21 protein-coding genes and 1 pseudogene are annotated in these 24,312 nt (G+C 59.4%); 11 read left to right on the top strand and 11 right to left on the bottom strand.

The genetic code is table 11. From position 1 onward, the window contains the following. Nucleotides 1–30: 30 nt before the first annotated feature. From Q0X85_RS13780 to Q0X85_RS13770, 3 genes are all read left to right on the top strand, one after another. Complete coding sequence (locus Q0X85_RS13780; RefSeq protein WP_297772795.1) at nt 31–1,083, top strand: hypothetical protein; 1,053 nt, start codon at nt 31–33, stop codon at nt 1,081–1,083. A gap of 154 nt (nt 1,084–1,237) precedes the next feature. Further along, a complete protein-coding gene (locus Q0X85_RS13775) occupies nt 1,238–2,368 on the top strand; it encodes a beta-ketoacyl-ACP synthase III (protein WP_297772794.1) in 1,131 nt (376 codons plus the stop codon). A 263-nt stretch (nt 2,369–2,631) separates the two neighbouring features. After that, nucleotides 2,632–3,090, top strand: coding sequence for a phage regulatory CII family protein (locus Q0X85_RS13770; RefSeq protein WP_297772792.1), 459 nt, complete (start codon nt 2,632–2,634; stop codon nt 3,088–3,090). Between the two features lie 40 nt (nt 3,091–3,130). On the opposite strand, the gene Q0X85_RS13765 is transcribed toward Q0X85_RS13770, so the two are convergent. Together Q0X85_RS13765 and Q0X85_RS13760 are read right to left on the bottom strand one after the other, a co-directional pair. Next, entirely contained in the window at nt 3,131–4,255 is a 1,125-nt protein-coding gene (locus Q0X85_RS13765; RefSeq protein ID WP_297772790.1) for a transporter, read from the bottom strand. 309 nt (nt 4,256–4,564) lie between these two features. Continuing rightward, nucleotides 4,565–5,017 carry a hypothetical protein gene (locus Q0X85_RS13760; protein ID WP_297772789.1) on the bottom strand — a complete coding sequence of 151 codons (453 nt, stop codon included), beginning with the start codon at nt 5,015–5,017 and terminating at the stop codon, nt 4,565–4,567. Nucleotides 5,018–5,391: 374 nt separating this feature from the next. On the opposite strand from Q0X85_RS13760, the gene Q0X85_RS13755 reads away from it, so the two are divergent. Continuing rightward, nucleotides 5,392–6,156, top strand: coding sequence for a Hint domain-containing protein (locus Q0X85_RS13755; RefSeq protein ID WP_297772788.1), 765 nt, complete (start codon nt 5,392–5,394; stop codon nt 6,154–6,156). Nucleotides 6,157–6,164: 8 nt separating this feature from the next. On the opposite strand, the gene Q0X85_RS13750 is transcribed toward Q0X85_RS13755, so the two are convergent. Beyond that, complete coding sequence (locus Q0X85_RS13750; RefSeq protein ID WP_297772787.1) at nt 6,165–6,665, bottom strand: Lrp/AsnC family transcriptional regulator; 501 nt, start codon at nt 6,663–6,665, stop codon at nt 6,165–6,167. Between the two features lie 197 nt (nt 6,666–6,862). Between Q0X85_RS13750 and trxB the strand changes: the two genes are divergently transcribed. Further along, complete coding sequence (trxB, locus tag Q0X85_RS13745; RefSeq protein WP_297772785.1) at nt 6,863–7,807, top strand: thioredoxin-disulfide reductase; 945 nt, start codon at nt 6,863–6,865, stop codon at nt 7,805–7,807. A 157-nt stretch (nt 7,808–7,964) separates the two neighbouring features. Here the strand turns inward: trxB and Q0X85_RS13740 are convergent, their stop codons facing one another. From Q0X85_RS13740 to Q0X85_RS13730, 3 genes are all read right to left on the bottom strand, one after another. After that, nucleotides 7,965–9,230 carry an ABC transporter permease subunit gene (locus Q0X85_RS13740; RefSeq protein ID WP_297772783.1) on the bottom strand — a complete coding sequence of 422 codons (1,266 nt, stop codon included), beginning with the start codon at nt 9,228–9,230 and terminating at the stop codon, nt 7,965–7,967. Further along, nucleotides 9,227–10,036, bottom strand: a complete 810-nt coding sequence (locus Q0X85_RS13735; RefSeq protein ID WP_297772781.1) for an ABC transporter ATP-binding protein — start codon at nt 10,034–10,036, stop codon at nt 9,227–9,229. The genes Q0X85_RS13740 and Q0X85_RS13735 overlap by 4 nt, the downstream gene beginning before the upstream one ends. 82 nt (nt 10,037–10,118) lie before the next feature. Beyond that, entirely contained in the window at nt 10,119–11,117 is a 999-nt protein-coding gene (locus tag Q0X85_RS13730) for an ABC transporter substrate-binding protein (protein WP_297772779.1), read from the bottom strand. A gap of 425 nt (nt 11,118–11,542) precedes the next feature. On the opposite strand from Q0X85_RS13730, the gene Q0X85_RS13725 reads away from it, so the two are divergent. Both Q0X85_RS13725 and Q0X85_RS13720 read left to right on the top strand, forming a co-directional pair. Continuing rightward, nucleotides 11,543–12,940, top strand: coding sequence for an aminotransferase class III-fold pyridoxal phosphate-dependent enzyme (locus tag Q0X85_RS13725; RefSeq protein ID WP_297772777.1), 1,398 nt, complete (start codon nt 11,543–11,545; stop codon nt 12,938–12,940). 156 nt (nt 12,941–13,096) lie between these two features. Next, a complete protein-coding gene (locus Q0X85_RS13720; RefSeq protein WP_297772775.1) occupies nt 13,097–13,675 on the top strand; it encodes a HupE/UreJ family protein in 579 nt (192 codons plus the stop codon). Between the two features lie 159 nt (nt 13,676–13,834). Here the strand turns inward: Q0X85_RS13720 and Q0X85_RS13715 are convergent, their stop codons facing one another. Beyond that, nucleotides 13,835–15,778 carry a transglycosylase SLT domain-containing protein gene (locus Q0X85_RS13715; RefSeq protein ID WP_297772773.1) on the bottom strand — a complete coding sequence of 648 codons (1,944 nt, stop codon included), beginning with the start codon at nt 15,776–15,778 and terminating at the stop codon, nt 13,835–13,837. A gap of 153 nt (nt 15,779–15,931) precedes the next feature. Between Q0X85_RS13715 and dapA the strand changes: the two genes are divergently transcribed. Beyond that, nucleotides 15,932–16,807 (top strand): 4-hydroxy-tetrahydrodipicolinate synthase, encoded by an 876-nt coding sequence (gene dapA / locus Q0X85_RS13710; RefSeq protein WP_297772770.1) that lies wholly within the window; start codon nt 15,932–15,934, stop codon nt 16,805–16,807. 448 nt (nt 16,808–17,255) lie between these two features. On the opposite strand, the gene Q0X85_RS13705 is transcribed toward dapA, so the two are convergent. The 4 genes and pseudogenes from Q0X85_RS13705 to Q0X85_RS13690 form a co-directional block, all read right to left on the bottom strand. After that, a complete protein-coding gene (locus Q0X85_RS13705) occupies nt 17,256–19,226 on the bottom strand; it encodes a glycosyltransferase family 2 protein (protein ID WP_297772768.1) in 1,971 nt (656 codons plus the stop codon). Between the two features lie 4 nt (nt 19,227–19,230). Continuing rightward, a complete protein-coding gene (locus tag Q0X85_RS13700; protein WP_297772766.1) occupies nt 19,231–19,443 on the bottom strand; it encodes a hypothetical protein in 213 nt (70 codons plus the stop codon). Then, a complete protein-coding gene (locus tag Q0X85_RS13695; RefSeq protein WP_297772763.1) occupies nt 19,443–20,819 on the bottom strand; it encodes a glycosyltransferase family A protein in 1,377 nt (458 codons plus the stop codon). Before Q0X85_RS13695 ends, Q0X85_RS13700 begins: the two co-directional genes overlap by 1 nt. Before the next feature lie 138 nt (nt 20,820–20,957). Next, nucleotides 20,958–21,080: pseudogene (locus Q0X85_RS13690) on the bottom strand (hypothetical protein); the annotation flags it as partial. Nucleotides 21,081–21,391: 311 nt separating this feature from the next. On the opposite strand from Q0X85_RS13690, the gene Q0X85_RS13685 reads away from it, so the two are divergent. Genes Q0X85_RS13685 through Q0X85_RS13675 form a run of 3 tightly spaced genes read left to right on the top strand, consistent with a single transcriptional unit; the run spans nt 21,392 to nt 24,310 of the window. Further along, on the top strand, nt 21,392–21,559 hold the full coding sequence (locus Q0X85_RS13685; RefSeq protein ID WP_297772760.1) for a hypothetical protein: 168 nt from the start codon (nt 21,392–21,394) through the stop codon (nt 21,557–21,559). A 22-nt stretch (nt 21,560–21,581) separates the two neighbouring features. After that, nucleotides 21,582–22,901: a nucleotide sugar dehydrogenase gene (locus tag Q0X85_RS13680; RefSeq protein WP_366130027.1), complete on the top strand. Its 1,320-nt coding sequence runs from the start codon at nt 21,582–21,584 to the stop codon at nt 22,899–22,901. A 14-nt stretch (nt 22,902–22,915) separates the two neighbouring features. Next, the gene (locus Q0X85_RS13675) at nt 22,916–24,310 is read left to right on the top strand and encodes a glycosyltransferase family 2 protein (RefSeq protein ID WP_297772757.1); all 1,395 of its coding nucleotides are present in this window, start codon (nt 22,916–22,918) and stop codon (nt 24,308–24,310) included. Nucleotides 24,311–24,312: the final 2 nt, after the last annotated feature.

Raw genomic sequence — 24,312 nt, 5'->3', positions numbered from 1 at the left:
ACACCGTTCTTTCAATCAAGGAGCATCAAGATGCCTAGATATCTAATTTTCCCGCTCGTCGCCCTGACGCAGGGCTTTCTGATCACCTCGGCAGAGGCACAGACCAGTTGTGAATTCTTCAGCGATGACAACTGGAATGGAAGCCGGGTCATCTACAACCTGCCGGATGGAAATCTTGCCGGTCAGCCGTGGTCGAACCAGAGCCGACGTTTCGACGGGGCCAACCTCAGTCAATACGCGCGCGCCATCTACAAGAATGTCGAGAGCGTTCGGATAACGGCAGGCGACTCGGACGTGTCACTCTATGTCTTCGATGGAGAAGACTACAACGGTCGGTTCCAGGTTGTACGCGCCGCACAGGGGGATACCGCAAGGTGGCGGTTCGGTTCGATGGCCAACAAGGTGCGCTCCGTCGTCTGTCAGCGCGATGTTTTTGACGCCCCGAGCATTCCGACCTCATTGATTGCGGATGCGATGACGGCACGGATTCACGATGCCGTCAGCGAACAGCGCCACCGTTTCTACAACCACAGGATCGATATTCGACAGGGTCGGCTATCATGGGAGAACGGTCACGAACTCTGTCGCTCCAACAACTGCGCGCAGATCGATCAGCCTGATCGGCGGAAGTACTGGGATTTCTTGAGGTACTCCTACAAGTCGCGTGGCAGGCTCAAGGCAGACGGTCGCGAATACACGATTTCCATCGAGATATGGATCGAACCGTTCGTGCACGACCGGCGCCTGCGGTTTCGTGTCGACGCCTGGGACGTGTCGGTGACAGACTGGATCTGGGAGCGACGCCTGAGAGACAGCGTCCGCAATCGTCTGCGCGATGAAATCCCCGCCATCGGCGCCATGCTGGAAGCGGAGATCCGTGACCGGGTTCGTGACAGCCAAGGCACAGTTGCAGCAAGCTTGCTCGACAATTTGCGCGGTATAAGCCTGACGTATAGCTGCGACTCCGACACCGACCGCGTCGGATACCCCAACTATAATTACACGGCCTTTCAGATCGAGCGGATCTGTGGTGGCACCACGCCCGACAACGTCGTGGCGCCATCGATCCGCGTGCGCTTCTGAGCCGGTCAAGGCCTCTCTCCAGCCACCTCGGCGGCAGCCCCGTATTTGGCTCGGCCTCGGAGGTGGCACGCCTAGTGGTCGGGTGGCGTCACGTCGCGCTTGACCTCGGGCATCAGCTGCGTTGATCTTGCGGGATCTGTGAGGAGAGACAAGAATGGTAATGCCCGCAATCACGGGATCAGGTGTATTCACCCCCCCGGAGGTGATCACCAACGAAGAACTGGTCGAGACCTTCAACGCCTACGCGGAGGCCTTCAACACACGCCACGCCGCAGAGATCGCCGCTGGCGAGATCGAAGCCAAAGGCCTCTCGTCTCCCGAGTTCATCGTCAACGCTTCGGGCATCGAGCGGCGGCACGTTATGGACAAGACCGGGGTGCTCAACCCCGAAGTGATGCACCCGCTGCTGCGGCAGCGCAGCGATGATGAGCCGGGGATCATGGCGGAAATGGCCATGGCAGCCTGTGCAGAGGCGCTCGACCAGGCCGGGCGCGACGCGTCCGAGATCGACCTGATCATCTGCGCCGCCTCGAATCACGAACGGCCCTACCCCGCCGTAGCCATCGAGATCCAGCAGCTTCTGGGGGCAGGTGGCTTTGCGTTTGACATGAACGTCGCCTGTTCCTCGGCCACATTCGGCATTCAGGCCGCCGCCGACATGATCCGAGGCGGCGGCGCAAGGCGGGCGCTGGTTGTCAGCCCGGAGATTTGTTCAGGCCACCTGGAGTGGCGCGACCGGGATTGTCATTTCATCTTCGGCGATGTTTGTACCGCAATGGTGATCGAGGCCGCGGAAGAGGCAAATGGCCCGCATTTCGTGATCCGCTCCACGCGGTGCGCCACGCAGTTTTCAAACAATATCCGCAACAATAACGGGTTCTTGCGTCGTGCACGGCCCGATGGCGTGGCGGACCGGCGCGACATGCAGTTCATGCAGGAGGGGCGGCGCGTGTTCAAAGAGGTGCTGCCAATGGTTTCATCCCATATTCTCGCCCATCTGGAGGCCGAGAAAGTGACATCGGATGAGTTGCGCCGCCTCTGGCTGCATCAGGCAAACAAGGCCATGAACGATTTCATAGGCCGCAAGGTTCTGGGCCGCGTGCCTTCAGCGGACGAGCAACCCAATATCCTGCAGGACTACGCCAACACCTCCTCCGCAGGGTCGATCATCGCATTCTCGAAATATTCCGACGATCTTGCCCCCGGCGATCAGGGGCTGATCTGTTCGTTCGGCGCGGGGTATTCCGTCGGGTCTGTTCTGGTGGAACGCGCGCCCGGCCCATAACGCCCCGGACCGCCGCATCGGCACTGCTGGAAGGGCACTTCCTGGGATGGTGCAGTGTGATGCGGCAGTCCTGACCCGCGAAGAGAGATATCCTGCACGGGCGGACGCTACCGTTCACTCGTCCCGGCATGGGTCCGGTTCGGCAAACGGCGCCCCGCGACAATCCCGGGGACAATTTGGAAATGACATTCCGGGGTAAACTCATTAATGGGAAAAGAGTTTTGCGTTTCCCCGGTCAGGCCGGGAATAGTTGAGGAATATGTATGTCAACAATGGCAAGTTACCTGAAGAAGCACACCGAAGCTCTCGTCAAGGATGTCGGGATCGAGGCGGCGTGCAAGTTGACGGGAAAGTCCAAGGCGACTCTTGGCCGGTATTATTCTGATCACGACGAACATACCGACCGGTTCATGCCGGTGGATGCGGTTGCCGCGCTTGAAGAGGCCGCAAGCTATCCGCATGTGACAAGCGCCCTCGCAGAATTGAAAGGTGTCAGCCTGAGCCTGATTGGCACGCGGCGCAACGCCGAGGAAAAAGCGAATGTAAACAGCGATGTGATCGCGTTGTCGCAGCGGTTTGCCATGCTCATGGCCGAGTACCAGCAGAGCATCGAGGATGGCCGGATCACCGTGAACGAGGCCAAGCGACTTCTGCGTGAGACGACGCAGCTTCAGCATGTATTGATCGAAATGAAGCTGCATCTTGAGGAAGAGGTGTCCTGAGACGATCGTCACGCGCGGACAAGGCCCGCGCGTGAGCTGCTCAATAGGCGTATTGCCACCCGAGCATCGCGGTCCAGTCCGTCTCGAGTTGCAGGCCATTTAGATCCTGATAGATCGGCGCTCCGATCTCCAGCGCGAGCCTGTGACCGCGCAACGCGCCACGCTGCGCCACAAGGTTGACCCCGGCAAGCAGACTGACGGTCTCGCCACCATAATTATCGGGATTGAGAGTCGGCGAAGGCCCGACCATGCGGGAATCACGACCACTGATATCTCCCACGCTCTTTGCCTCGATACGCCCCGACAGGCTGATCCATGGTTTTGGCTGGACACTGGCCCATGTGGTCAGAGCCACCTCATTGCCCAGATGGTACCCGTTGTTCTTGCCGGTGCGCACGACACCAGTCAGTTGAGCACCCCAGCCGGTATTGCCAGACCGACCACTATAGGTGATTCCCGGCAATAGATCATAGGTGCCTGAGCCCAATTGCATCCCGTAAGGCATACGCATGTTCATGAGCGCCCCGGTTGGGGTCAAGGCGGTGGCCCGCTCAGTTGTCGATCCGGTGGGCAGGCTGACCCCGAAGTTCAGATGCAGCTTGTGATCTCCACGCTCCATCAGCCGGTAAAGGCCCGAGACCTTCAGATCGCCCCACCCCTCGGATTGGGTATTGAATGTCCCAAGCCGCACCGTCCCGGCAGGCCCCGCAAAGGTGATGTGATCCATCTGCTTGGTCACATAAGGCAGCATCGCCATCAGGGTCAGGCGGTCACTCGGCGCATACATCGCGCCGAACATATGCATGTCCATGGTCATGCTGGTGGGCACAATGCGGATATTTGGCGGCTGGCCCGGCATGCCGAAAAATCCGTTGGGCGTACCGGCCACCTGCTCGGGGCTGAGGCCGTTGGTGCCGCTACGATAACCCTCCATATCCATATGCATGAAGCGGTAGGAGAGCATCACCTCGCCGGTCCTGTGGATGTGATCGCCCATGACACCGATCGGGGCGTGGCCGTCGGCGCGCAGCGGCGGCAAGTCCGTCGTGGTGACGCGCAACGCGCCATTAGATGGAGGGTCGTCATGCGCCGACACGGGCGCTGTCGAAAGACATAGGGAAAGCGCGGCGCAAAATGCACCGGCACGCAGGAAAACCTGTGTCATGATTTTGGTCTCTTCTTGTGTATTTCTGTCTCGCATGACGCACATGACCACGCGGACGTGGCCTTGCATCACGGGATGAATCAGCTTGAACGGGGCAATCCGTCGCTTACCAAAAGGAGCTGGCAGGTGCCGTCCGGGCCTGATCCCCCGACTGTACCATCACGCGCCCCGCTGGAGACAGCGCGCGCAATGGTAAGCATGGATCATAGGCGCATGCGGCAGGTTTCCCTTTGTCGGAGGTCCCGCTGGAGATGCACCCCGTCGGTTGATGACGAAGCGCACGGGCAAGTCCGGCGCCACGCGTGCCAGCTATCCCTTGGTCGTGATCGGGGGCGCGCGCGAGCAGTAGCCTGCCGGAAAATTGCCTGCGGCGGCGCGCATGTCGCCGTAGGCCGGCGTGATCAGTGTGAACGTGACAGACCGCGCATCGACGCCGACGACAGCCTGCGTCAGCGCGGCGGGCGACTTGAAAAACGGGCAAGGCGTCTTGAGAGACGGGCCGTCATGCTCATGCGCAGCCTCGGATGTCTGAGCAGGGACGCGTGCCACGGCGTCATCCGTCAGGCACAATTCTCCACCAAGTTCCGTCGCCTCGCGCAACAGCTTTTGTTGGTTGAACTCGGCGGAGCGTGCGGCGTCTGCAAGATCGTGCTGGCAATCAACTGCGGCAGCGGTGGCGACACGGACACCAAGCAAGAGAACGAGAAGCGCCGGCGCGATGCGCAGGTTGCTCATACCCTTGATGATCCGCGTCAATCTCATATTCACCAAAGCCGTTTAGCCGCGATAACGCCGGGCCTGAAATAATACCTGAAGCTCGCGCACCGCAGACTGAAACATCCAAAGCACTTTCGGGCCCCAATAAGATTAGGCACCAAATGCGCGCTCGGTCAAGTTGCCTTGCTGGTCGGTAGGGGTTGATTCGCCGCAATTGTGGCGCCTTGGGACGCGGAACCGGGACAAAAAGCGCATTCAAAGAAGATTTGAGCGCGAGCGAGAACAATAGTTGCTACAACTTGACGTAAATCCATGTCTCGGAACATATTGAGCGCATAACGCAAACAGATATTGTCCATCTGTCGTTGTCGGTGGGGGCCGACGCGGTTGTGACAACCTTGAACACGAGGTTACACAGCATGACGATCCCCCGCTTTACGGCGCACAATTCGCGTGCGCTTCCCACGCGCCGCCTCTCCGCAAGCTCTGAAAGCGAACGCCTGCCAATGCGGCGTTACCATGCGCTGTGGCAGACATCGGATGGCAATCTTCATGACCGCGAACAGGTTGCCCCGGCCCTGCCCTTGTTTGACGCGGCGCATTCGGCCTTCGCCCGAGGAACGCTGATCACAACGACACGCGGACCGGTGGCTGTCGAAGACCTTTTGCCCGGTGATCGCCTTCCCACGACATCGCACGGGGCTCTGCCGGTGATCTGGATCGGCAAGATGACCCTGCAACCTGAGTCGGATCCGGACCGGCCTGTTCGGCTGACCCGCATCATGGCCGACGCGTTCGGTATCGCGCGCCCCATGACGGATATGCTGGCCGGGCCGGGCGCGCGCATCCTGACGCGCCCGAGAGGTCTGCGCGCGAACATTGGCTCGGATCACGTTCTGACCCCGGCCCATGCGATGGCCGATGGCATGCACGCCTTCTGCGTCTCGCCACCTCGTGCCGTCACGCTCTATCACATCTGCCTGCGGCGCCATGCGACGATCACCGCGAACGGGCTCGAAGCCGAGAGCTTTCATCCCGGTGCGGGATTTGAACGCGAGATCGGGCCGAAAATGCTGGGGCTGTTTCTTGGGCTGTTTCCCCATATCCACGAACCGCATCAATTTGGGCCGCTGGCGCATCTGCGGCTGCCACTCGATGCGCCAGATACGCTAAGTGTGGCTTAGGCTTGGGATCAGGCCGACTGGCTCAGCCGCGCCTCCAGCACCTCGAACGGAACCCCGGGTTCGTCCTTCGCCCCGCGAATGACGAGGGATGTCTTGACGCTGGCCACGTTGTCCGCAGCCGTCAGCTCTTCTGTCAGAAACCTCTGAAAGCTGCTCAGATCAGGGGCCACGCATTTCAGGATGAAATCCACTTCGCCATTCAGCATGTGGCATTCGCGCACAAGAGGCCAGGCGCGGCAGCGCGCCTCAAAGGCTGACAGATCCGCTTCGGCCTGGCTTTGCAAACCGACCATGGCAAAGACCTGCACCTCGAACCCCAGTTCGCGGGCATCGACCTTGGCATGGTAGCCTCGAATATAGCCTTGCTCTTCCAGCGTTCGAACGCGCCGCAGGCAAGGCGGCGCCGAGATTCCGACGCGTTTGGCCAACTCCACGTTGGTCATCCGCCCATCGGCCTGCAACTCCGCCAGAATCTTGCGATCTATCGGATCAAGACGGGATACCGCCATCGTTCACTCCCCAATGAATTTCGCGATTGTTATAACACCCCGGCCCGCATACGCAATTATCTTTCACTCGTGCGCAAGATAATTTCCCCGATTCCGAGTTTTTAAATGCCACGCATACCTGCCTTGCAAGGGGTTACATGCGCGGCACGGCAGGGCTATATCTGCCGCCAATTCCGCATGCACACGAGAGAGGGACCATGTCCGAAACCCGCCACACAAAATGCCTTATCATCGGCTCCGGCCCGGCCGGCTATACCGCTGCCGTCTATGCCAGCCGCGCCATGCTCGAGCCGATTCTCGTACAAGGCATTGAACCCGGTGGACAGTTGACGACCACCACCGAGGTCGAAAACTGGCCCGGCGATACCGAGGTGCAGGGGCCGGACCTCATGGTCCGCATGGAAGCGCACGCCAAGGCCATGGGCTGCGAGATCATCGGTGACATCATCAGCTCGCTTGATCTGGATGCGCGTCCCTTCACGGCGCGCGGCGATGGCGGCACCGCCTATACCGCCGACGCGGTCATCCTGGCCACCGGCGCGCGCGCCAAATGGCTGGGCCTGCCCTCGGAAGAGGCATTCAAGGGCTTTGGCGTATCGGCATGTGCCACCTGTGACGGGTTCTTCTATCGCGGTCAGGAGATCGTCGTCGTCGGTGGTGGCAACACGGCCGTTGAAGAGGCGTTGTTCCTGACAAACTTCGCCTCCAAGGTCACTCTTATTCATCGCCGCGACGAGTTGCGTGCCGAGATGATCCTGCAAGACCGTCTGATGAAGAACCCAAAGATCGAAACGCTATGGTTTCACACCCTCGAAGAAGTCACCGGAACCGACAACCCCAAGGGGGTCGAGGGTGTTCGCGTGAAACACGTCGAAACTGGCGAGATCACGGAGATTCCCTGCAAGGGCGTATTCATCGCCATCGGCCACGCGCCGGCCAATGAGTTGGTCAAGGACAGCCTTGCGATGCACAACGGTGGGTACGTCAAAGTGAGCGCCGGAAGCACGCACACCTCAGTGCCCGGCGTCTTCGCGGCGGGCGACCTGACGGATCACGTTTACCGCCAAGCCGTAACGTCGGCCGGCATGGGCTGCATGGCGGCCCTTGATGCAGAGCGCTGGCTGGCCGAACAAGCGGATTGACCCAAGGGCCTTGCGCCGCGCATCCCCAAAGCCGCGCGGCGCGGGCCGGTTGAATTTGGCCTAAGCTCGAAAAAAGCGCATCCCGGTCTTGGCGCCCGGAGGTGCCGCGCATAGGCAGCAATCTCGGTCAGCACTGTCGCGAGATGCCAACCAACACTCAAATCTTGCCTTTCCACGGAACCAGCCATGTCTCTGCCTTGCGCATCATGATGTCGATACCGTAGCCGATGATGCCGATCAGGATGATACCCATCAAAACGATATCGGTGAGCTGAAAGCGCGACGCCACCATGATCATCATGCCTGCGCCTTTTTCGGCGGCGACCAGTTCGGCCGCCACGACCGTGCCCCAACAGACTCCCATCGCCACGCGTGCGCCGGTGAATATTTCGGGCAGGGAATTGGGCACGATCACATGGCGCATCAGTTGCCATTTCGACGCGCCCAACGAATATGCCGCGTGCACCTTGGAAATCGCCACGCCAGACACACCAGCGCGCGCCGAGATCGTCATGATCCAGAGGGCGGCGAGGAATAGCAGGATGATCTTGCCGCTTTCGCCAATTCCCGCCCAGATAATCACCAGCGGAATCAGAGCCAGCGGCGGAACCGGTCGCATGAATTCTACAATCGGATCGAACCAGCCGCGGAACCAGTCTGAAAGACCCATCGCGTAGCCCAGCGGAATACCGACCAGCGCGCCCAGCGCAAAACCGACGATGACACGGAACAGTGACCAGAAAAGGTGCTCCCACAAGGTGAAATTCTGATAGCCCTCGCTTGCGATCTCGGCCACGCGAGACACAACGGACTCGGGCGGAGGCAGCCATATCGGCTCCATCTGCATGCCGGTGGCGGGCGAGAAGTTGAGCGATCCCTTCGCCGTCACAGCGACCTTGCCATCCGAGACCCTGACGGTCTGGCCGGGTTCGACAGGCTGACCGTCGACCGAGACCACACGTGCCCCATCCGAGCGGGTCACCTCATCGTTCTTGTCCATCAAAAGCAACTGCGAACGCCATGCACCTACACTCAGCACATCATTCTTCGCAATGCCGTCGCCGGGGGTGGTCTCGCGGTCCTCGATCGTCTCACCGACATTAAACACCCGCACAAACACTGTTGCCTCGTCCTGCGTGCCGTCGGGGGCCTCCAGAGTATAGGTGAACTCGGTATCGCCCACAAACGGCCCCGGTGCATGGATGGGCACCCATTTGGAGCCGGTGAACGCGCCCCAGAGCAAGAAGATGGTGATCACCGAAATGACAGACGCCCAACGATCCGGGCGTACCGCGCTTTCATCGCCGAATGTCACCGTCTTGAGTGAGGTGAAATCGTTCATCTGGCGGAACTTGCGGGCGCCAAAACGCACCGCGAAAAACGCAGCCGAAAAGATCGCGACGTATATAATTAGGATGATCATGCACCCGCCTCCTCTGTGCGGCCCATGATCTCTTCTTCCATATCCCAGATCATCGACAGGATCTCCTCACGCTTCTGCCCGAATTCAGGGTTCTTCTTGACCTCGCGCAGATCCTTGCCCACGCCATCATCGGCAAAGGGCAGGCGATATTCCTTGTGAATGCGCCCGGGTCGCGGGGCCATGACGAGCAACCGCTCGCCCAGAAGCAGCGCCTCTTCGACCGAATGGGTAATGAGGATGATCGTTTTGCCGGTCTCCTTCCAGAGCCGCAACACCAGCCCCTGCATCTTTTCGCGGGTCAGGGCGTCGAGCGCGCCCAATGGCTCATCCATCAGGATGACATCGGGTTCATTGGCAAGACACCGGGCAAGGGCCACACGCTGCTGCATGCCGCCGGACAGCTCATAGACCGCCTTTTCCTTGAAATCCTGAAGCCCGACCACATCGAGCAAGTGATCAACAGAGCCGCTCCAGTCCTTTTCGCGCTTGCCGGCCATTCGCGGGCCAAAGCTCACGTTGTCGCGCACGCTCATCCATTCGAAGAGCGCGCCTTGCTGAAACACCATGCCGCGCTCGGCATCCGGCCCGGTGACCTTGTGACCGTTGAGCGTGATCTGCCCTTCGGTGGGTGCCAGAAACCCGGCGAGGATGTTGAGAAGCGTGGTCTTGCCACAGCCCGAAGGCCCCAGCACGCTCATCAATTCGCCTGTGTTCAGTTCGAGCGAGACATTCTGCAACGCCTGAACATGTCCGCCATTGGGCAGATCAAAGCGCATCGAGATATTATCAATGGAAAGCGTGGACATCCCCACCCCCTGTTTAGCTGGGTTTTCGGGCAAGACCCCGCCCGATTGATCGGGCGGGGCCCTTCGTCATGTCAAAGCGCGCTTACATGCCGCTGGCGGATGAAAGTGGGCCGATATTGACGTTGTCCTCATAGGTCGCCAGAGCCGAGTCGATGCTGCCAGCCTCGACGAACACTTCTGCAACACCTTTCATGAAGTCCTGCGCGCCACCGCCCAGCCATTTCTCCGTGAGCTGCTCGTCGACGGGCGGAAACACAAAGGTGTCGATCGTCGCGGCCGTGGCCTCGACATCCATGCCGCTGTCCTTGGCGATCACCGGCAGCATTTCGTCACGATTGGCCGAATCCGCCCACATCGCGTTGGCGTCGGCGGTCACCTTGAGGAAAGAGGCCACCAAGTCGTGGTTTTCCGCAACAAAAGCCGCCGGCCCGGAGGTCACGTCAAAGACGAGGATGCCCAGAGCTTCCTTTTCCGCACCGGTCAAGAGCACATTCCCATGCTCCTTGGCGCGACGCAGCGAGCCGCCCCAGCCACAGAACATGTCAACTGCGCCCTGGGCGATGGCCGCAGCCCCCTCGGGCGGGGCCATGTTGACCACGTCCATCGTCGAGATATCGACCCCAAAATGGTTCATCTGCTTGAGAAAGCCGTAATGCGCGGCGGTCCCAAGCGGCACGGCAACCTTCCTGCCTTCCAGTTCTCCGGCGCTGTCCTTGTCGATCTCCAGAACCTCGGCCACGACGCAGTTGTCATTGTCAGCATAGCTCACGGCCACGTCTAGCACCTGAATGTCCTGACCGGCACTGGCGGCCACGACGAAGGGCGGCACACCCTGGCTTACCGAAAGGTGCACATCGCCGGATGCCATCGCCGCGCTCATTGCGGTGCCGGTATCAAAGGCCCGCCAGTTGATGGTGACGCCCATCTCATCTTCGTATGTGCCCATTTCCTTGGCATACTGGAATGGCATCGGCCATTCGAGAAAATAGGCGACGGTGATTTCCTGCGCCTGCGCGGCCCCGGCCCCCGCCAGAAACGCAGCGCCCGCCACAGCCGACATCAGTTTGGATTTCAGTTTCATGTTGTTCTTCTCCCGTTGGTTAACTTCTGTTTTTGTCCGACACCGCACTTTTCGGCGGATTATCCTGCTGTTGGGCGCAGCTGCAAACCTCACCCCGGAACAGGCAACACCAATGAGTGAACCCGATCCACAGACACCGATCAACGCATTAATAACAGAGCTAAGAACATTTCAGTATTTCCGAAAAGAGGTTTTCGGATAGCCTCAAACTCTGGCATGGGGCGGCCAAATCAACGGAAAAATAATAATTTCCAATGCCTTAGTTCGAGAAAGGCAATCTAAAACGCAATTTTGGACCTATTTAAGCTCACCTTTTGGCCCTATTGCCCTGCCGAGTTTCTCGGCTGTTATACTGCTCAGAAAATTTGCGTATCATTCTCTCTCGACGTGCATCTTGCACCGGGCCAACCTGATGGAGCACCCCCATGGACGGCAAACTTCGCGACAATGACATCAGCCACGTGGTCGAGGCGGACCGCGCCCATGTCTGGCATCACCTGATTCAACACGCGCCCTGGAGCGGAACCGACCCCAAGGCCGACCCGCGCATCATCGTCGAAGGGCGCGGCATGCGCGTCTGGGATCAGAAGGGGCGCGAACATATCGACGGCGTCTCGGGCGGCGTCTGGACCGTCAACGTGGGCTACGGGCGCGAGCGCATCGCCAACGCGGTGCGCGACCAGCTCATTCAACTGCCCTATTTCGCAGGTTCCGCAGGCTCGATCCCCGGCGCGCTTTTTTCCGAGAAGCTGATCTCGAAAATGCCGGGGATGAGCCGGGTCTACTATACCAATTCCGGTTCCGAGGCGAACGAGAAGGCCTTCAAGATGGTCCGCCAGATCGCGCACAAGCGCTATGGCGGCAAGAAGCACAAGATCCTCTACCGCGACCGCGACTATCACGGCACCACCATCGCCTGCCTCTCGGCGGGCGGTCAGGATGAGCGCAACGCGCAATACGGCCCCTACACGCCGGGCTTTGTGCGCGTGCCGCACTGTCTTGAATATCGCGCGCAATGGGATCTGGAGGGCGAGGAATACGGCATCGCCGCCGCCAACGCCATCGAAGAGGTGATCCTGGCCGAGGGCCCCGATACCGTCGGCGCGCTCTGCCTTGAGCCGGTAACGGCCGGCGGCGGCGTCATCGTCCCGCCCGAGGGCTACTGGCCCCGCGTGCAGGAGATCTGCCGCAAATACGACATCCTGCTGCATATCGACGAGGTCGTCTGCGGCGTCGGGCGCACCGGCACATGGTTCGGCTATCAGCATTACGGGGTCGAACCCGATTTCGTGACCATGGCCAAGGGCGTGGCCTCGGGCTATGCCGCCATCGCCTGCTGCGTGACCAACGAGCGCGTGTTCGACCTCTTCAAGGACGACGTGACCGACCCGATGAACTATTTCCGCGATATCTCAACCTTCGGCGGCTGCACGGCGGGGCCTGCGGCAGCGCTCGAGAACATGGCGATCATCGAAGAGGAAAACCTGCTCGAAAACACCAATGCTATGGGCGATTACATGCTGGATCAACTGCGTAGCTTGCAGGACAAGCACGCGGTGATCGGCCATGTGCGCGGCAAGGGGCTGTTCCTCGGTGCGGAACTCGTGGCGGATCGCGCGACCAAGGAACCGACCGCCGAGAAGATGGTGCAGGCCGTGGTCGCCGACTGCATGGCCAATGGCGTGGTGATCGGGGCAACAAATCGCTCGCTGCCCGGCTTCAACAACACGCTGTGCTATTCGCCAGCCCTCATCGCCACCAAGGATGACATCGACCAGATCGTGTCGGCCACCGATGCGGCACTGACCCGGGTCTTTGGCTGATCTCAGGCGAATTTCTTTTCGGGCCCGGCGCGCAAGGCGTGCCGGGCTTTTTCATGGCCGCGTGTATTGCATGCGCTGCAATGGTCCATCATGTTCGCATCCACAGGCGCGACTCAACCAGAGGCGCCCGGAAAACCCAACATAAGGACCACCCCAATGAACCGTACACTTTCCAGCCTTGTCATGCTCTGCATTGCCACCCCGGCTTTTGCTCATTTGCCGGAGGGCGAATACGGGTCTTTTCTGGCAGGTGTCACACACCCGCTGTTCGGGCTGGATCACGTTCTGGCAATGATCGCCGTCGGCCTTTGGGCCGCACAAATTGGCGGTCGCGCGCTCTGGACGGTTCCAAGCGCCTTTGTCGGCGCGATGATCGCCGGATTCCTTGCCGCGCTTGCGGGTTTCCCACTGCCGTTCGTGGAGCCGATGATCCTTGCCTCCATCATGGCGCTTGGTGCGGTGGTTGCCCTCGCCCTGCGCCCCGCGCCCGCGCTTGCGATGGGCGCGGTCGCCCTATTTGCGGTGTTTCACGGCCACGCGCATGGCGGCGAATTGGGGCAGGCGCAGGCCCTACAATTCGGTTTGGGCTTTGCGATTGCAACCGCACTCTTGCATGCTGCCGGGTTGGCCATCGCCTATGCCGCTGCGCGTGAAACCCGCGCCACCAGCGCGATGCCGTTGCGCGTCATGGGCGGGGCCACCGCACTGGTCGGGGCGTTCATTGCCTTTGGCTAAGGCTGCACACGTCGAGCGTTCCGTTTGCGGAGTACGGCCTTTAGCGGACATTGACTAACCGCCAGACGGTGCTGTTCGCGCGGAACGTTCTTACGTCCACTAATAACCCAAGTCGTACCCTGTAACCGGCCACTCGCGACATCGCTCCGGAGTGGTATTTTACTCGCCCGACAACCCGGGGCTGCGCCCTGAAAGCTCTTGAGAAAATGGCTGCGGCAGCGCCGATTGACCTAGACGGGCGCGATAGGCGGGCAGGCTCTCTGCCACGCGCATGACATAGTTGCGAGTCTCTCGAAACGGAATGTGCTCGATCCAGTCAACGATCGCATGCGTGTCTTTGCCACGCGGATCACCCAAGGTCTCGATCCATCGAATGGCCCGCCCGGGCCCGGCATTGTAACCCACTGACATAAGAACGATATTTCCATCAAATCGCGCAGCAAGCTCCGCCAGATAGGCCGAGCCAAGCCGTGCATTATAGGACCAGTCATTGAGCACGTCAGAGTCGTCAAAGGCGATCCCCTGAACGCGCGCCATGTCACGGGCGGTGCCGGGCATGAGCTGCATCAGCCCTTCAGCCCCGGCGGGGCTTCGGACCAGATGGTTGAACTCGCTCTCGCGCCTCGCAATCGCAAGCGCAAGTTCCATCGGAATGGGCAGATCCATCTCGACCATCGGATGCAGGGCGTAATAAGGTCGTTCCACGACAATGCCCTGATCTGCCGCAGTCTTGCCGAGCATCACTTGCAGGTGGGGCTGCTCCAACTCTTCCAGCATGCGGCCCATCTGGCGGAGCGTGGTGCGGTCCTGCCCCTGGGCCAGATGCAGAAAGAAACGCCGCGCGAGCCCAATATCATCCATCTTGAGTGCCAGTGTGCCGATCTCATGCAGATCGGACAGGGCAAAGGCGGCGGTGCGCCATGGCGCAACCGCCTCAGTGCCCGCAAGTTGCGGGTCGGGAGGCAGGCCAGCCGCCTCGGCGGCAAGCACTCCGTAAAAGCTGGTCTGATATTCGGCACCCTCCGCATAGGCCAGCTCCGCGGCATCAAGATCACCAAGCGCGGTCTGCGCCCGACCAAGCCAATAGCCTGCGCGCCCCAGTGATATGGGAGTGGACACGGCCCGGCGGAAACGTTGGAAGTGATCAAGAGCAAGCCCCGGCGCATCAAGATATGTCAGAGCCAGATAGCCGCATAGCCATTCCAGATCGGCATAGTTCGCGCCTTCGACCAGTTGATGGACCGACGCGATGTCATAGGCAAGCGCCGGCTCGCCATTCCGCATCGCCTGCCGCGTCAGGGCCCGCCGCCAGCTCGCCCAGCGTTCGGGCTCTCCCAGACCTCCCTCGATCCGGCTCTGACGCAACAGGACGTCGATTGCGTCCTCCGGCGCGTTGCTGAGATGCCGGGTGAACAATTCGAACGCGATCCCGGGATTGCGGGCCTGTTCATCACTCAACCCATCGCCGCCATCACGCTTGACGCGGCCTCGCAAGAGCGCCAGCTCACGGGTCTCTGCCTCGACCAGCGGCAGCATGTGCTCGACATCCCGAAGCCCACGCCAAAGCGCCATTTCAAGCCGCGCCGCATGATGCGGAGCGAGCAACCTGTCAAACTCATGCAGGAACGCATCATGTTCGGCCTGCGTCAGATCAAGGGTTCGCCAGGCCAATACGACACTGGCCTCTGCCTCGCCCTCCCGGCCCCGCGCCAAGAGGGCCCGCGCCAGATTGAGAGCTCCGGTCCCGGTTTGTGGCCGGTACCCTTTGTAGAAATCCAGAACATCGTCAAAATCGGCATGGGTCATGACCTCTTCGCTCTGGCGGCGCATGTATCCAAGGCCGGGCCAATGCCCGTTACGCGCGAGGAAACCCAAAATCTCGCGCGGCTCGCCCAGCCCGCTGCGCAGCCGGTGCCATTCGATAAGATCCGCCGCCGCAACGCCATCACGCCGCGCCAGCCGCGCCGCCACCTCCCAACGCCCCGAGTGCATCGCATGTAACCCGCTGGCCAACGGGCGCGGTGCCAGCCGTGGCACATCCGCCGCATGCCCCGCCGAAACCGGCAGAATCATCCCTAAAACCACGAGGAGCGCCTGTAACATCTCTTGCATTTCCCGCTATAGCAAAGGATAGACAACGCCAGCCTAAGCGGCCTGTGTGCCTGCGTCCATTCATGATGCAAATGCAGCGCCGTAACATGGGCGCCAGGAACATTCCGGGCCCGGCCCGACAAGTCTAGACGAAAGGAGCGTGTCATGTTCAGAGGATCTTTTCCTGCCCTGGTCACGCCGTTCAAGAACGGCGTTGTGGATTTGGACACGCTCAAACACCTCGTCGAGTGGCATATTGGCGAGGGTAGCCATGGTCTTGTGCCTGTCGGCACAACCGGCGAGAGCCCGACCCTGACACATGAAGAACATGAGATGGTCGTCGAAGAGGTTGTGCGGGCCGCTGCGGGCCGGGTTCCGATCATCGCAGGAGCGGGCAGCAACAACACTCTCGAATCAGTGCGCTTCATGCGCCATGCCGAGAACGTCGGCGCAAACGCGGCACTGGTCGTCACGCCCTATTACAACAAGCCCACGCAGGCGGGTCTGATCGCGCACTTTACCGCGCTGCATGATTGCTGCGACCTGCCGATCATCATCTACAACATTCCTGGCCGGTCCGTTGTGGACATGAGCCCCGAGACCATGGGCAAGCTGGCACAGTTGCCCCGCATCATCGGAGTGAAAGATGCGACCGGAGATCTGGCGCGCGTCAGCGCACAGCGGATCACATGCGGCAAGGAGTTCATTCAGATATCCGGCGAGGATGGCACCGCGCACGGCTTCAACGCACAAGGCGGAGTCGGGGTGATCTCGGTGACCGCGAATGTCGCGCCAAAACTCGTGTCACAGGTGCAGGAGGCGACGTTGGCAGGTGATTATGCCAAGGCGCTCGACCTGCAAGACCGCTTGATGCCGCTGCACCGTGCGATTTTTACCGAACCCGGCCTCGTAGGCGTCAAATATGCAATGTCGAGGCTCGGGCTGTGCAGCGAAGAAGTGCGCTCACCGCTCATCGGGCTCAGCGATCCGACCAAGGCTCTGGTCGAGGATGGCATGCGCCATGCCGGCCTGATTAACTGAGGCCAGCCTGTCACGACACGATGGCCGCTCTATCCCATTGGGCTACGGCGCAATCGGCAAGGACCCGCTGGCGAGCGACGCATCGGCCGACTTCCCGGCGGCATGCGATGTGACCCGGCCACCAATACCAGTTGGCCGGCCCGTTGGGTCAGCGCCAAGCGCAACACCACAAGACCGGCTCCCGCGAGTGTAAGTTCAACTTGCCCGACGCGTGCATACGCATTGGGCCGGAGCCGTCACCTTGCAGCGCGCATGATCGGTTCCTTCATGGTCTCCAGCCCGTGGTCCTGCCATGTTGGTCTTGACCAAAGTCAAGTGCATGAAGGTAGATGGTATCGCAATCCAGATGTGGCGCAAGCGATCAGGTTTCGCGTCGCAGCGCGATCAGCTCATCAACTGAATTTCGGCGACACCTGGAATTGCAGCGGCGCCTTCCGGTGCCCGTGCCTCAGGCGTCCGGTTTGGCACGTGTCACAGAGTTTGCGGCTGTTGCGGCTGGTTGGCCGGTTTCGGCAGGCGGCTGGCCCGGCGCCAGCACCCGCCTCGCGCCCGCATGTACTTGTGGCAGATAGCGCTGCACCTCGTTTACGTCCTGCCCAGGCAGGCGAAAGTATCGATTACAGCGAACGTGTTCGCCATAACAGAGCACGCGTAGAGCCTTCCCGTCAATCTGCGCGCGCAGGGAGGGGTGAATGGCAAGACCGCCCTCGGCTGGCATCGACAGGGAGTAAAGCGGTACCAAGGCAGCAGTCCGGCCTCCTGCGCGATCTTCTTCAAGCCAAGTCAGCAGCACGTCAAGGGATGCATCGTGAACGCTCAGGAGGCCAGCATAGACATGGTCAATCACGATTTCGCGGTGCGCGGCCGCCCGGTTCAGCAATATGTTGGGAGCTGGAAAAGGGCGTGCGCCCCCCGGCTCATAGAAAAGAATTTTTGCTTTGGCATGGTGGTGCTGCTGCGCCTCATAATATTCACGCCTTGCGCCATAATAAAACCACCCCATTCCGGAGGCACCATCGGCGGTGGCGCTGCCCATACTATCGCGCAATAGGGCGACCGGCCCAGTCTCAAGCGTCGCAACCGCATGGTCGCCAAAGAGTCGCTGCGTCCTGCGCAACAACTCGCTGTCGGCAGAGACACGCACCTCGTCCCAGCCACCTAGACAGGAGCGCACCAAATCGGTGGGCAGCATCAGCGAATTCATGTTCTCGAAAACAACATCTCCGGTTCCCGTCCAGCGACTCACGCGCAAATCCGGGGTGCAGCGCACGTGCTGGCCGAGGCATCCGGCGAAGCCGGGATTTTCAAGCATGAAGCGCGCCTGTTGGGCCAGACGCTCAGGATGTGACCAATCGTCGGCATCATGCAGAGTAACAAAACGCCCCCGCGCCTCGGCCAATCCGGCATTGCGCGCGCCGTAGGCGCCAACATTCCGCGCCAAAGGCAGAAGACGGATGCGCGGGTCGCGCGCGGCGTATTCAGCCACGATCCCGGTCGTCGCGTCCGTACTGGCGTCATCAATCACCAAGAGTTCGAAGTCAGTCCATGTTTGCGCCTGGATAGAACTCAGGGCAGTTCTGATCGTGCTTTCGCTATCATGCACGGCCATCAACACGCTGATAAGCGGCACTCCGCCTTGAGCAGGTATGAACGGGGCTGCGCCCGACAGCCGATCGATTGCCGCACCTGACCCGGGTGCGAGCGAAACAGGTGCTAGTCCTGTCTGGGCCAACGCGGTGTTAACGCATGTCAGACGCGCCTCAATATCATCTACTGTCCAGCACTGCGCGAGATGCAGCCCGGCGCTTTCGGGCACCCAATCCAACAGTTGCTTCGCACTCAGTGTGTCGCCGGAACGCGCCGTCGCAATCGAGAGAACCGGAGCCAGCCGCGCGGCCGCATCAGCCCCAAGACGCAGCCGCAACTTCAACCAACGCACTGCGGCGGTAAAATTCTCATCCTGAAGGGCGGCGAAAGCCAGGGCCTCTGCAGCGTTTGCGGCAGCCTCTGGTCCGTCCTTCCCGACCGCCAACTCTTCGAGCGCGGCGCGCGGCCCGGCATCCAGTCCTCCGGTCTCCATGAGGGCACGCATATGGATCAGCCGGCGCAACGGTTCAGGTTGGCGGGCCGGCAGGGCCCCGGGGTGCGGCAACCGCCCTTCTGCCTGGCCAGTGGACAGGTAATGCAGCAGAGGATTGAGCCCGGCGGCGGCGACGTCGGGATTAGCACGTAGGTAGAACCGCGTGGAGAAATTCGGTCCCGGATCGCGCTGGAGAAAGGCTCCTATCATGGCAAAATGTGCTGCCGGCTCCAGCTGCAAGCGTGCGACGTCCGGGTAGCGCCGCTGATACCAGCACGCATCGAAGAGCGCGGCATTTCGAATGCGGGAGACGTCGCTTTCTGTTGGAACCGGAGCCATGGGCTCAGCGCTGCCGAAATCCGAGCCGCGCCCATAGGCTGCGCAGGCGCATTGGCGGGTGTGTCTCCTGAGCGAGCAGGCGTGCGCTCAATTGTGTAATCTCGTCATCGCGCTCGGCCAGTGCAATCCGCAATGCCTCAAGCTGCGCCAACATCAGTCGGTTTTGATGAGCGATGACTGCAAGCCTTTGGTCGGACCAGGGATCACTGTCGCTCATTACACTGTCCTCCGTCGGATTTGGAGCTTGTCTCGGATTCGGGCTAGATTTGGTTCGAGATTTTCCTGTGTGGAGATGTTTTCAAGGGCTGCGTTGTCAATCACATGATGTCCAGTAATGACTGGCAGGGCCACCGGGGCATTGTTAGTTGTGTAGCGCAGGACAAGGTCCCAATCCACAAGCCGCGTGAGCGCGGTGTCGAAACCGCCCAGCCGTTCAAACAGCGCCCGGTGATGCACGAAGCTGTTAAGATCGATATAGTTCTCTTCGGCCAGTGCATCCGCGTCATAGGGTCGGAAGAGAATATCGCTATGGCCCGAGGCCAGGTCATGTCGACAGAGCGCCGTATAGGCGCATTTTGCGTCTTTAACCGCGAGCAAGCCAGCCACTGCAAAAAGCAGATGATCGGTTTCCCAGTGATTGTCACTGTCGAGATACGCGATGACATCTCCCTGAGCGCGATCGAGGCCAGCGTTTCGCGCAGCCGACACACCCGCTTTTTCATTCGCCACCACAACCAATCGTCCGTCTTCGATCGGCTCGCGAAAGCGGCTTTTCAACAGCGCGACGGTCGCGTCTGTACTGCCGTCGTCCACAACGATAACCTCAAGAGGCGCAAAGGATTGTAACAACGCCGAAGAGACCGCCGCCAACACCGTAGGAGCCCGATTCCACGTGGGCAATATTACGCTGACATCAGGCCTTTTTTGCCCCAACATCATCAGCGCCTCGTCGCGCAATCCCATTTGCATTTCACGGCAAAGCTTTGGTGGACCTGTATAGACAGTGAGATCGGCGAGACTCGTGATCGCACTGTTGGGACAAGATCGCGAAGCCAGCTTTGTCAAAGCTAGGGGCGCTCGGCCCTCTGCGGCGCCGGTCGATATATAGTGCTCTAACGGATCGACACCAGCTTCGACGACATCAGGATTTTGCGCCTTGTAATCCGCAGGTGAGAATACTTGCCCACGCATCGATTCAGACAGACCTGGCAGCAGCCGCGCAATCAACAAACCCATGGCCTTGGCTTCACCACTGACACGGCCGTCATCGTTCGAAGCCTGGCTTTGCCGCAATAACTGCAATTCGAATTGCGCTTTTTGCAGAGTGATCCTGGATGAAATGCCATCTTGCACGAGCCGCCTAAAAATCTGTTCCAGAAGAGCCGCTAATTCCGTGCTCTCAGGCTCGCCTTGCCGATGAAGCCATAACAGCCCGGATTGAAGCTGATGCTTGAGCGAACAAGAAAGCGCGCCGCGGTCATCCAGAACGGGGCGCTCCAGAACAGACAAAAGCTCCGCCAATAATGGCGACATCTCAAACGATCCTGACGGCATTACTGAAACACTCCATCCTGCGCAAATGCTGGTGATCATTCAGACTACGCTGCTTGTCGTCCGCCCTCGCTGGGAGGAGGTCGTGTAGAGGCGAACGTACCTGAAGCAATAGTCAGATCAAGCGCATTTGGTCGCGCGTCCGAAGAGTAAACACTTTTGATAAACGCGCGCGAGCAATCAGGCCTTGGTCTCATATCCGCGCCAGTCGATGTCCTCGTACCGGATGGCGCCTAGCGCTCCGAGATAGCTGCCAGCCTGAAGCTCAATGATGAGCATCGGTACATCACCGAGATTCTCCATATAGGAAGCAGTGCCCAAAAGGGGCCTAAACCAGCTGCGCTTCGCTCACCAGCGGCGTGTCCCTTTCATCTGAGCCGAAAACGCTAGGAAAGGTCGGGATCGGACGAAATCAAGGGCGTGGATAAAAAAGTTTGAATCGGCACAAGCGGTGGCGCAAGGCCGGGGTTGCGATCCTGAGCAAATCGCGCGTACATGTCGTTCGATTTACAGTTCGCAGCCGAAAGCCAGTCACTTGGGCCAGCATGAGTGAATGACGAGTTCAAAATCAAAGAGTGAGCGGGAGAAATGAATATGCCGTTTCCTGCGCGCGCATGACCAAATCCATTTCCTTTCCCTTTGTCCGCCGTTTTGATTTTCCTAAGGCAGTACACCCTCGTGGCAGTGCTGCTTGGCTAAATCTCGGGCAGAACACCATCACTGAAACGGCGAAGGAAAATAAGCGCGATCAAGACATCAGACAATTCCACACTCCGGAATAGCCATAAACTGAAGTTAAGAAAGATGATGCAGACCATGCCCACACCGACGCATGAACAGGGATTTCTTCCTCCAGAACCGACCCGAATTGCTGTAATTGGCTTGGGATATGTCGGTCTGCCGCTGGCCACTGCATTAGGCAAGATTTACGAAACGGTCGGTTTCGACCTCAAAGCAAACCGAATTGCCGAGCTTAATTCTGGCCACGACTCGACTGGCGAGCTTGAAGCCCCTCAACTGGCTGAGGCAACACATCTTCGTTTTTCATGCTCAGAGTCTGATCTCGATACATGCAACGTGTTCATTGTCGCGGTCCCAACGCCGGTCGATTCGTCCAGAAGCCCAGATCTAACTCCGTTGATCTCCGCATCACGCACGATTGGGCGGCATATCAACCTTGGCGACGTGGTGATTTACGAATCCACAGTTTATCCCGGCGCGACCGAAGAGGAGTGCATTCCCGTTGTCGAAGCTGCTTCGGGCCTGAAATACAATCGCGACTTTTTCGCAGGTTACAGCCCCGAGCGGATCAACCCGGGCGACAAGGCCCGTCCACTGACCAAGATCACGAAAGTGACGTCGGGTTCCACACCAGAAGTGGCAGAATTTGTGGATCAACTCTACAAAAGCATCATAGACGCTGGCACGTTCAAGGCATCTTCGATCCGGGTGGCGGAGGCCTCGAAAGTCATCGAAAACACTCAGCGCGATGTGAATATCGCATTGATAAACGAGTTATCGATCGTGTTTTCGCACCTTGGGATCGACACAAACGAGGTGCTGGATGCAGCCGCGACCAAGTGGAATTTCATCCGTCTCAGCCCAGGTCTGGTGGGTGGCCACTGTATTGGCGTTGACCCCTACTACCTTGTCCACAAGTCCATGGCAGTTGGTCACATACCCGACATCATCCGCACGGCACGGGAGATCAACGACGGCATGCCGCGCAATGCGGTCACCCGGCTGGTCAAGGTGATGATCCAGCGCGACCTGCCGGTCAAACGCGCGAAAGTCCTCTTGGCAGGATTTACGTTCAAGGAAAACTGCCCCGATACGCGGAACACAAAAGTCATCGATCTCGTCAGCAACCTGAACTCGTATGGCATGGACGTTGATATCGTGGACACTTGGGCCAACCCTGCGGAAGTACATGAAGAGTACGGTCAGGCAATCTCAAACACATTGCCCGAAACGGGCAACTACGACGTGGTCATCCTAGCCGTTGCTCATAGCGACATAATCGGCGATGGTGCCGCCCGCCTGCGACAGATGATGCAACCCAACGGCGTTCTCTACGACATGAAGGCGGCGTTCCCGAAGGACCAAAGCGACCTGCGCCTGTGATGGGAGATCGGAGCATGAGCATTTCAGACACCTTTAAAAATGACGCCGAGAAAATCCGCAAGTCGGGCTATTTCGATGCAGACTGGTACCTGAAAACCTACCCGGACGTCGGAATGATGGGAATGGATCCGGCAGAGCATTATCTGAAATACGGGGCCGCAATGCGCCGTGACCCGGGGCCTCATTTCTCTACGGGTTTTTACATTGACACGCATCCTGGTGTGACAAGAAACAATTTGCATCCCTTGCTACATCATATGAACCGCAAAGGACCCAACGGGCAGCCTACACCTGACTATCATTACGTACTCTGGGCCTCTTTCAACTTGGCAAAGCGGCATGGCGCGCAAAAGGCCGCAGAGTTTGCCGAAAAGTTTCTGCCCGCAGAGTTGCGGTATACTACAGAAATACTGCGCGCCAACTTGGCAATCGAAAACGAACGTCGAGACCTCTGGCTATCTCACATAAACACCTATCTGGCGAACTTCGGGCTTTCACCGGTATCACTTAAGGTTGGAGATACCTCATTCTTGTCTCGCCTATTTGCAGAGTCTTACCCCGCAGGGCAGGATGGGCCACTCATCAGTGTGTTAATGCCAGCTTGGAATGCCGAAGAGACAGTTCAACACGCCGCTAAGTCAATTCTTGCGCAATCGTGGAGTTGCATCGAACTGATCATCGTCGACGATGCCAGTACCGATGGTACATGGGACATTCTTCAGAAGCTTAGTGAGAGTGACGAGCGGGTCAAAATTCTCCGAAACAAGAAGAATGTTGGTCCTTATGTCTCCAAGAATATCGCTCTCAAACACTCAAAGGGCGACTTTATCACCGGGCATGATGCGGATGATTGGGCGCATCCGCAGAGGCTAGAAAACCAAGTGGCCGAAATGCGTGAAAGGCAATGCGCGGCGAGCCTAACGTATATGGTTCGAATGCAGCCTAATGGGTTCTTTGGGCATATCGGAAAGGTCACCGCATTCTCGTTGGATGGCGTTGCACGCAAAGCGTCCATTTCTTGCATGTTTGAACGCAGCTTTCTAGTCGAGAAGCTCGGTTTCTGGGACTCAGTACGGTTTGGCGGCGACAGCGAAATGATTGCGCGCGCCGAGCTCCTTTTGGGCGATGCATTTGTCACTCTGCCGCAAATATCAATGATCTGCCTCGACCTTGAAACCAGTCTTACCAACCATCCCGAGCACGGCGTCGACAAGGTCAGAGGCGTTTCCCCGATTCGTGGTGACTATCGCGATAGTTGGGCAGCTTGGCACCAAGACAAGATGACGCCGCAGAATGCTTACCTGGATTTCCCGCAAAAAGACCGGCGATACAAAGCGGCGGACGAGATGGTAGTGTCTTGGCAAAATCAGATGGCCAACCTGAGCAATGAACTTGGAGAAAGCTTTTGAGG

It is taken from the genome of uncultured Roseovarius sp. (genome assembly GCF_947259555.1).
In the GTDB taxonomy this organism is placed as follows: Bacteria; Pseudomonadota; Alphaproteobacteria; order Rhodobacterales; family Rhodobacteraceae; genus Roseovarius.
The sequence above is the reverse complement of the archived record's forward strand: the minus strand, read 5'-3'. Positions and strand labels throughout refer to the sequence as shown.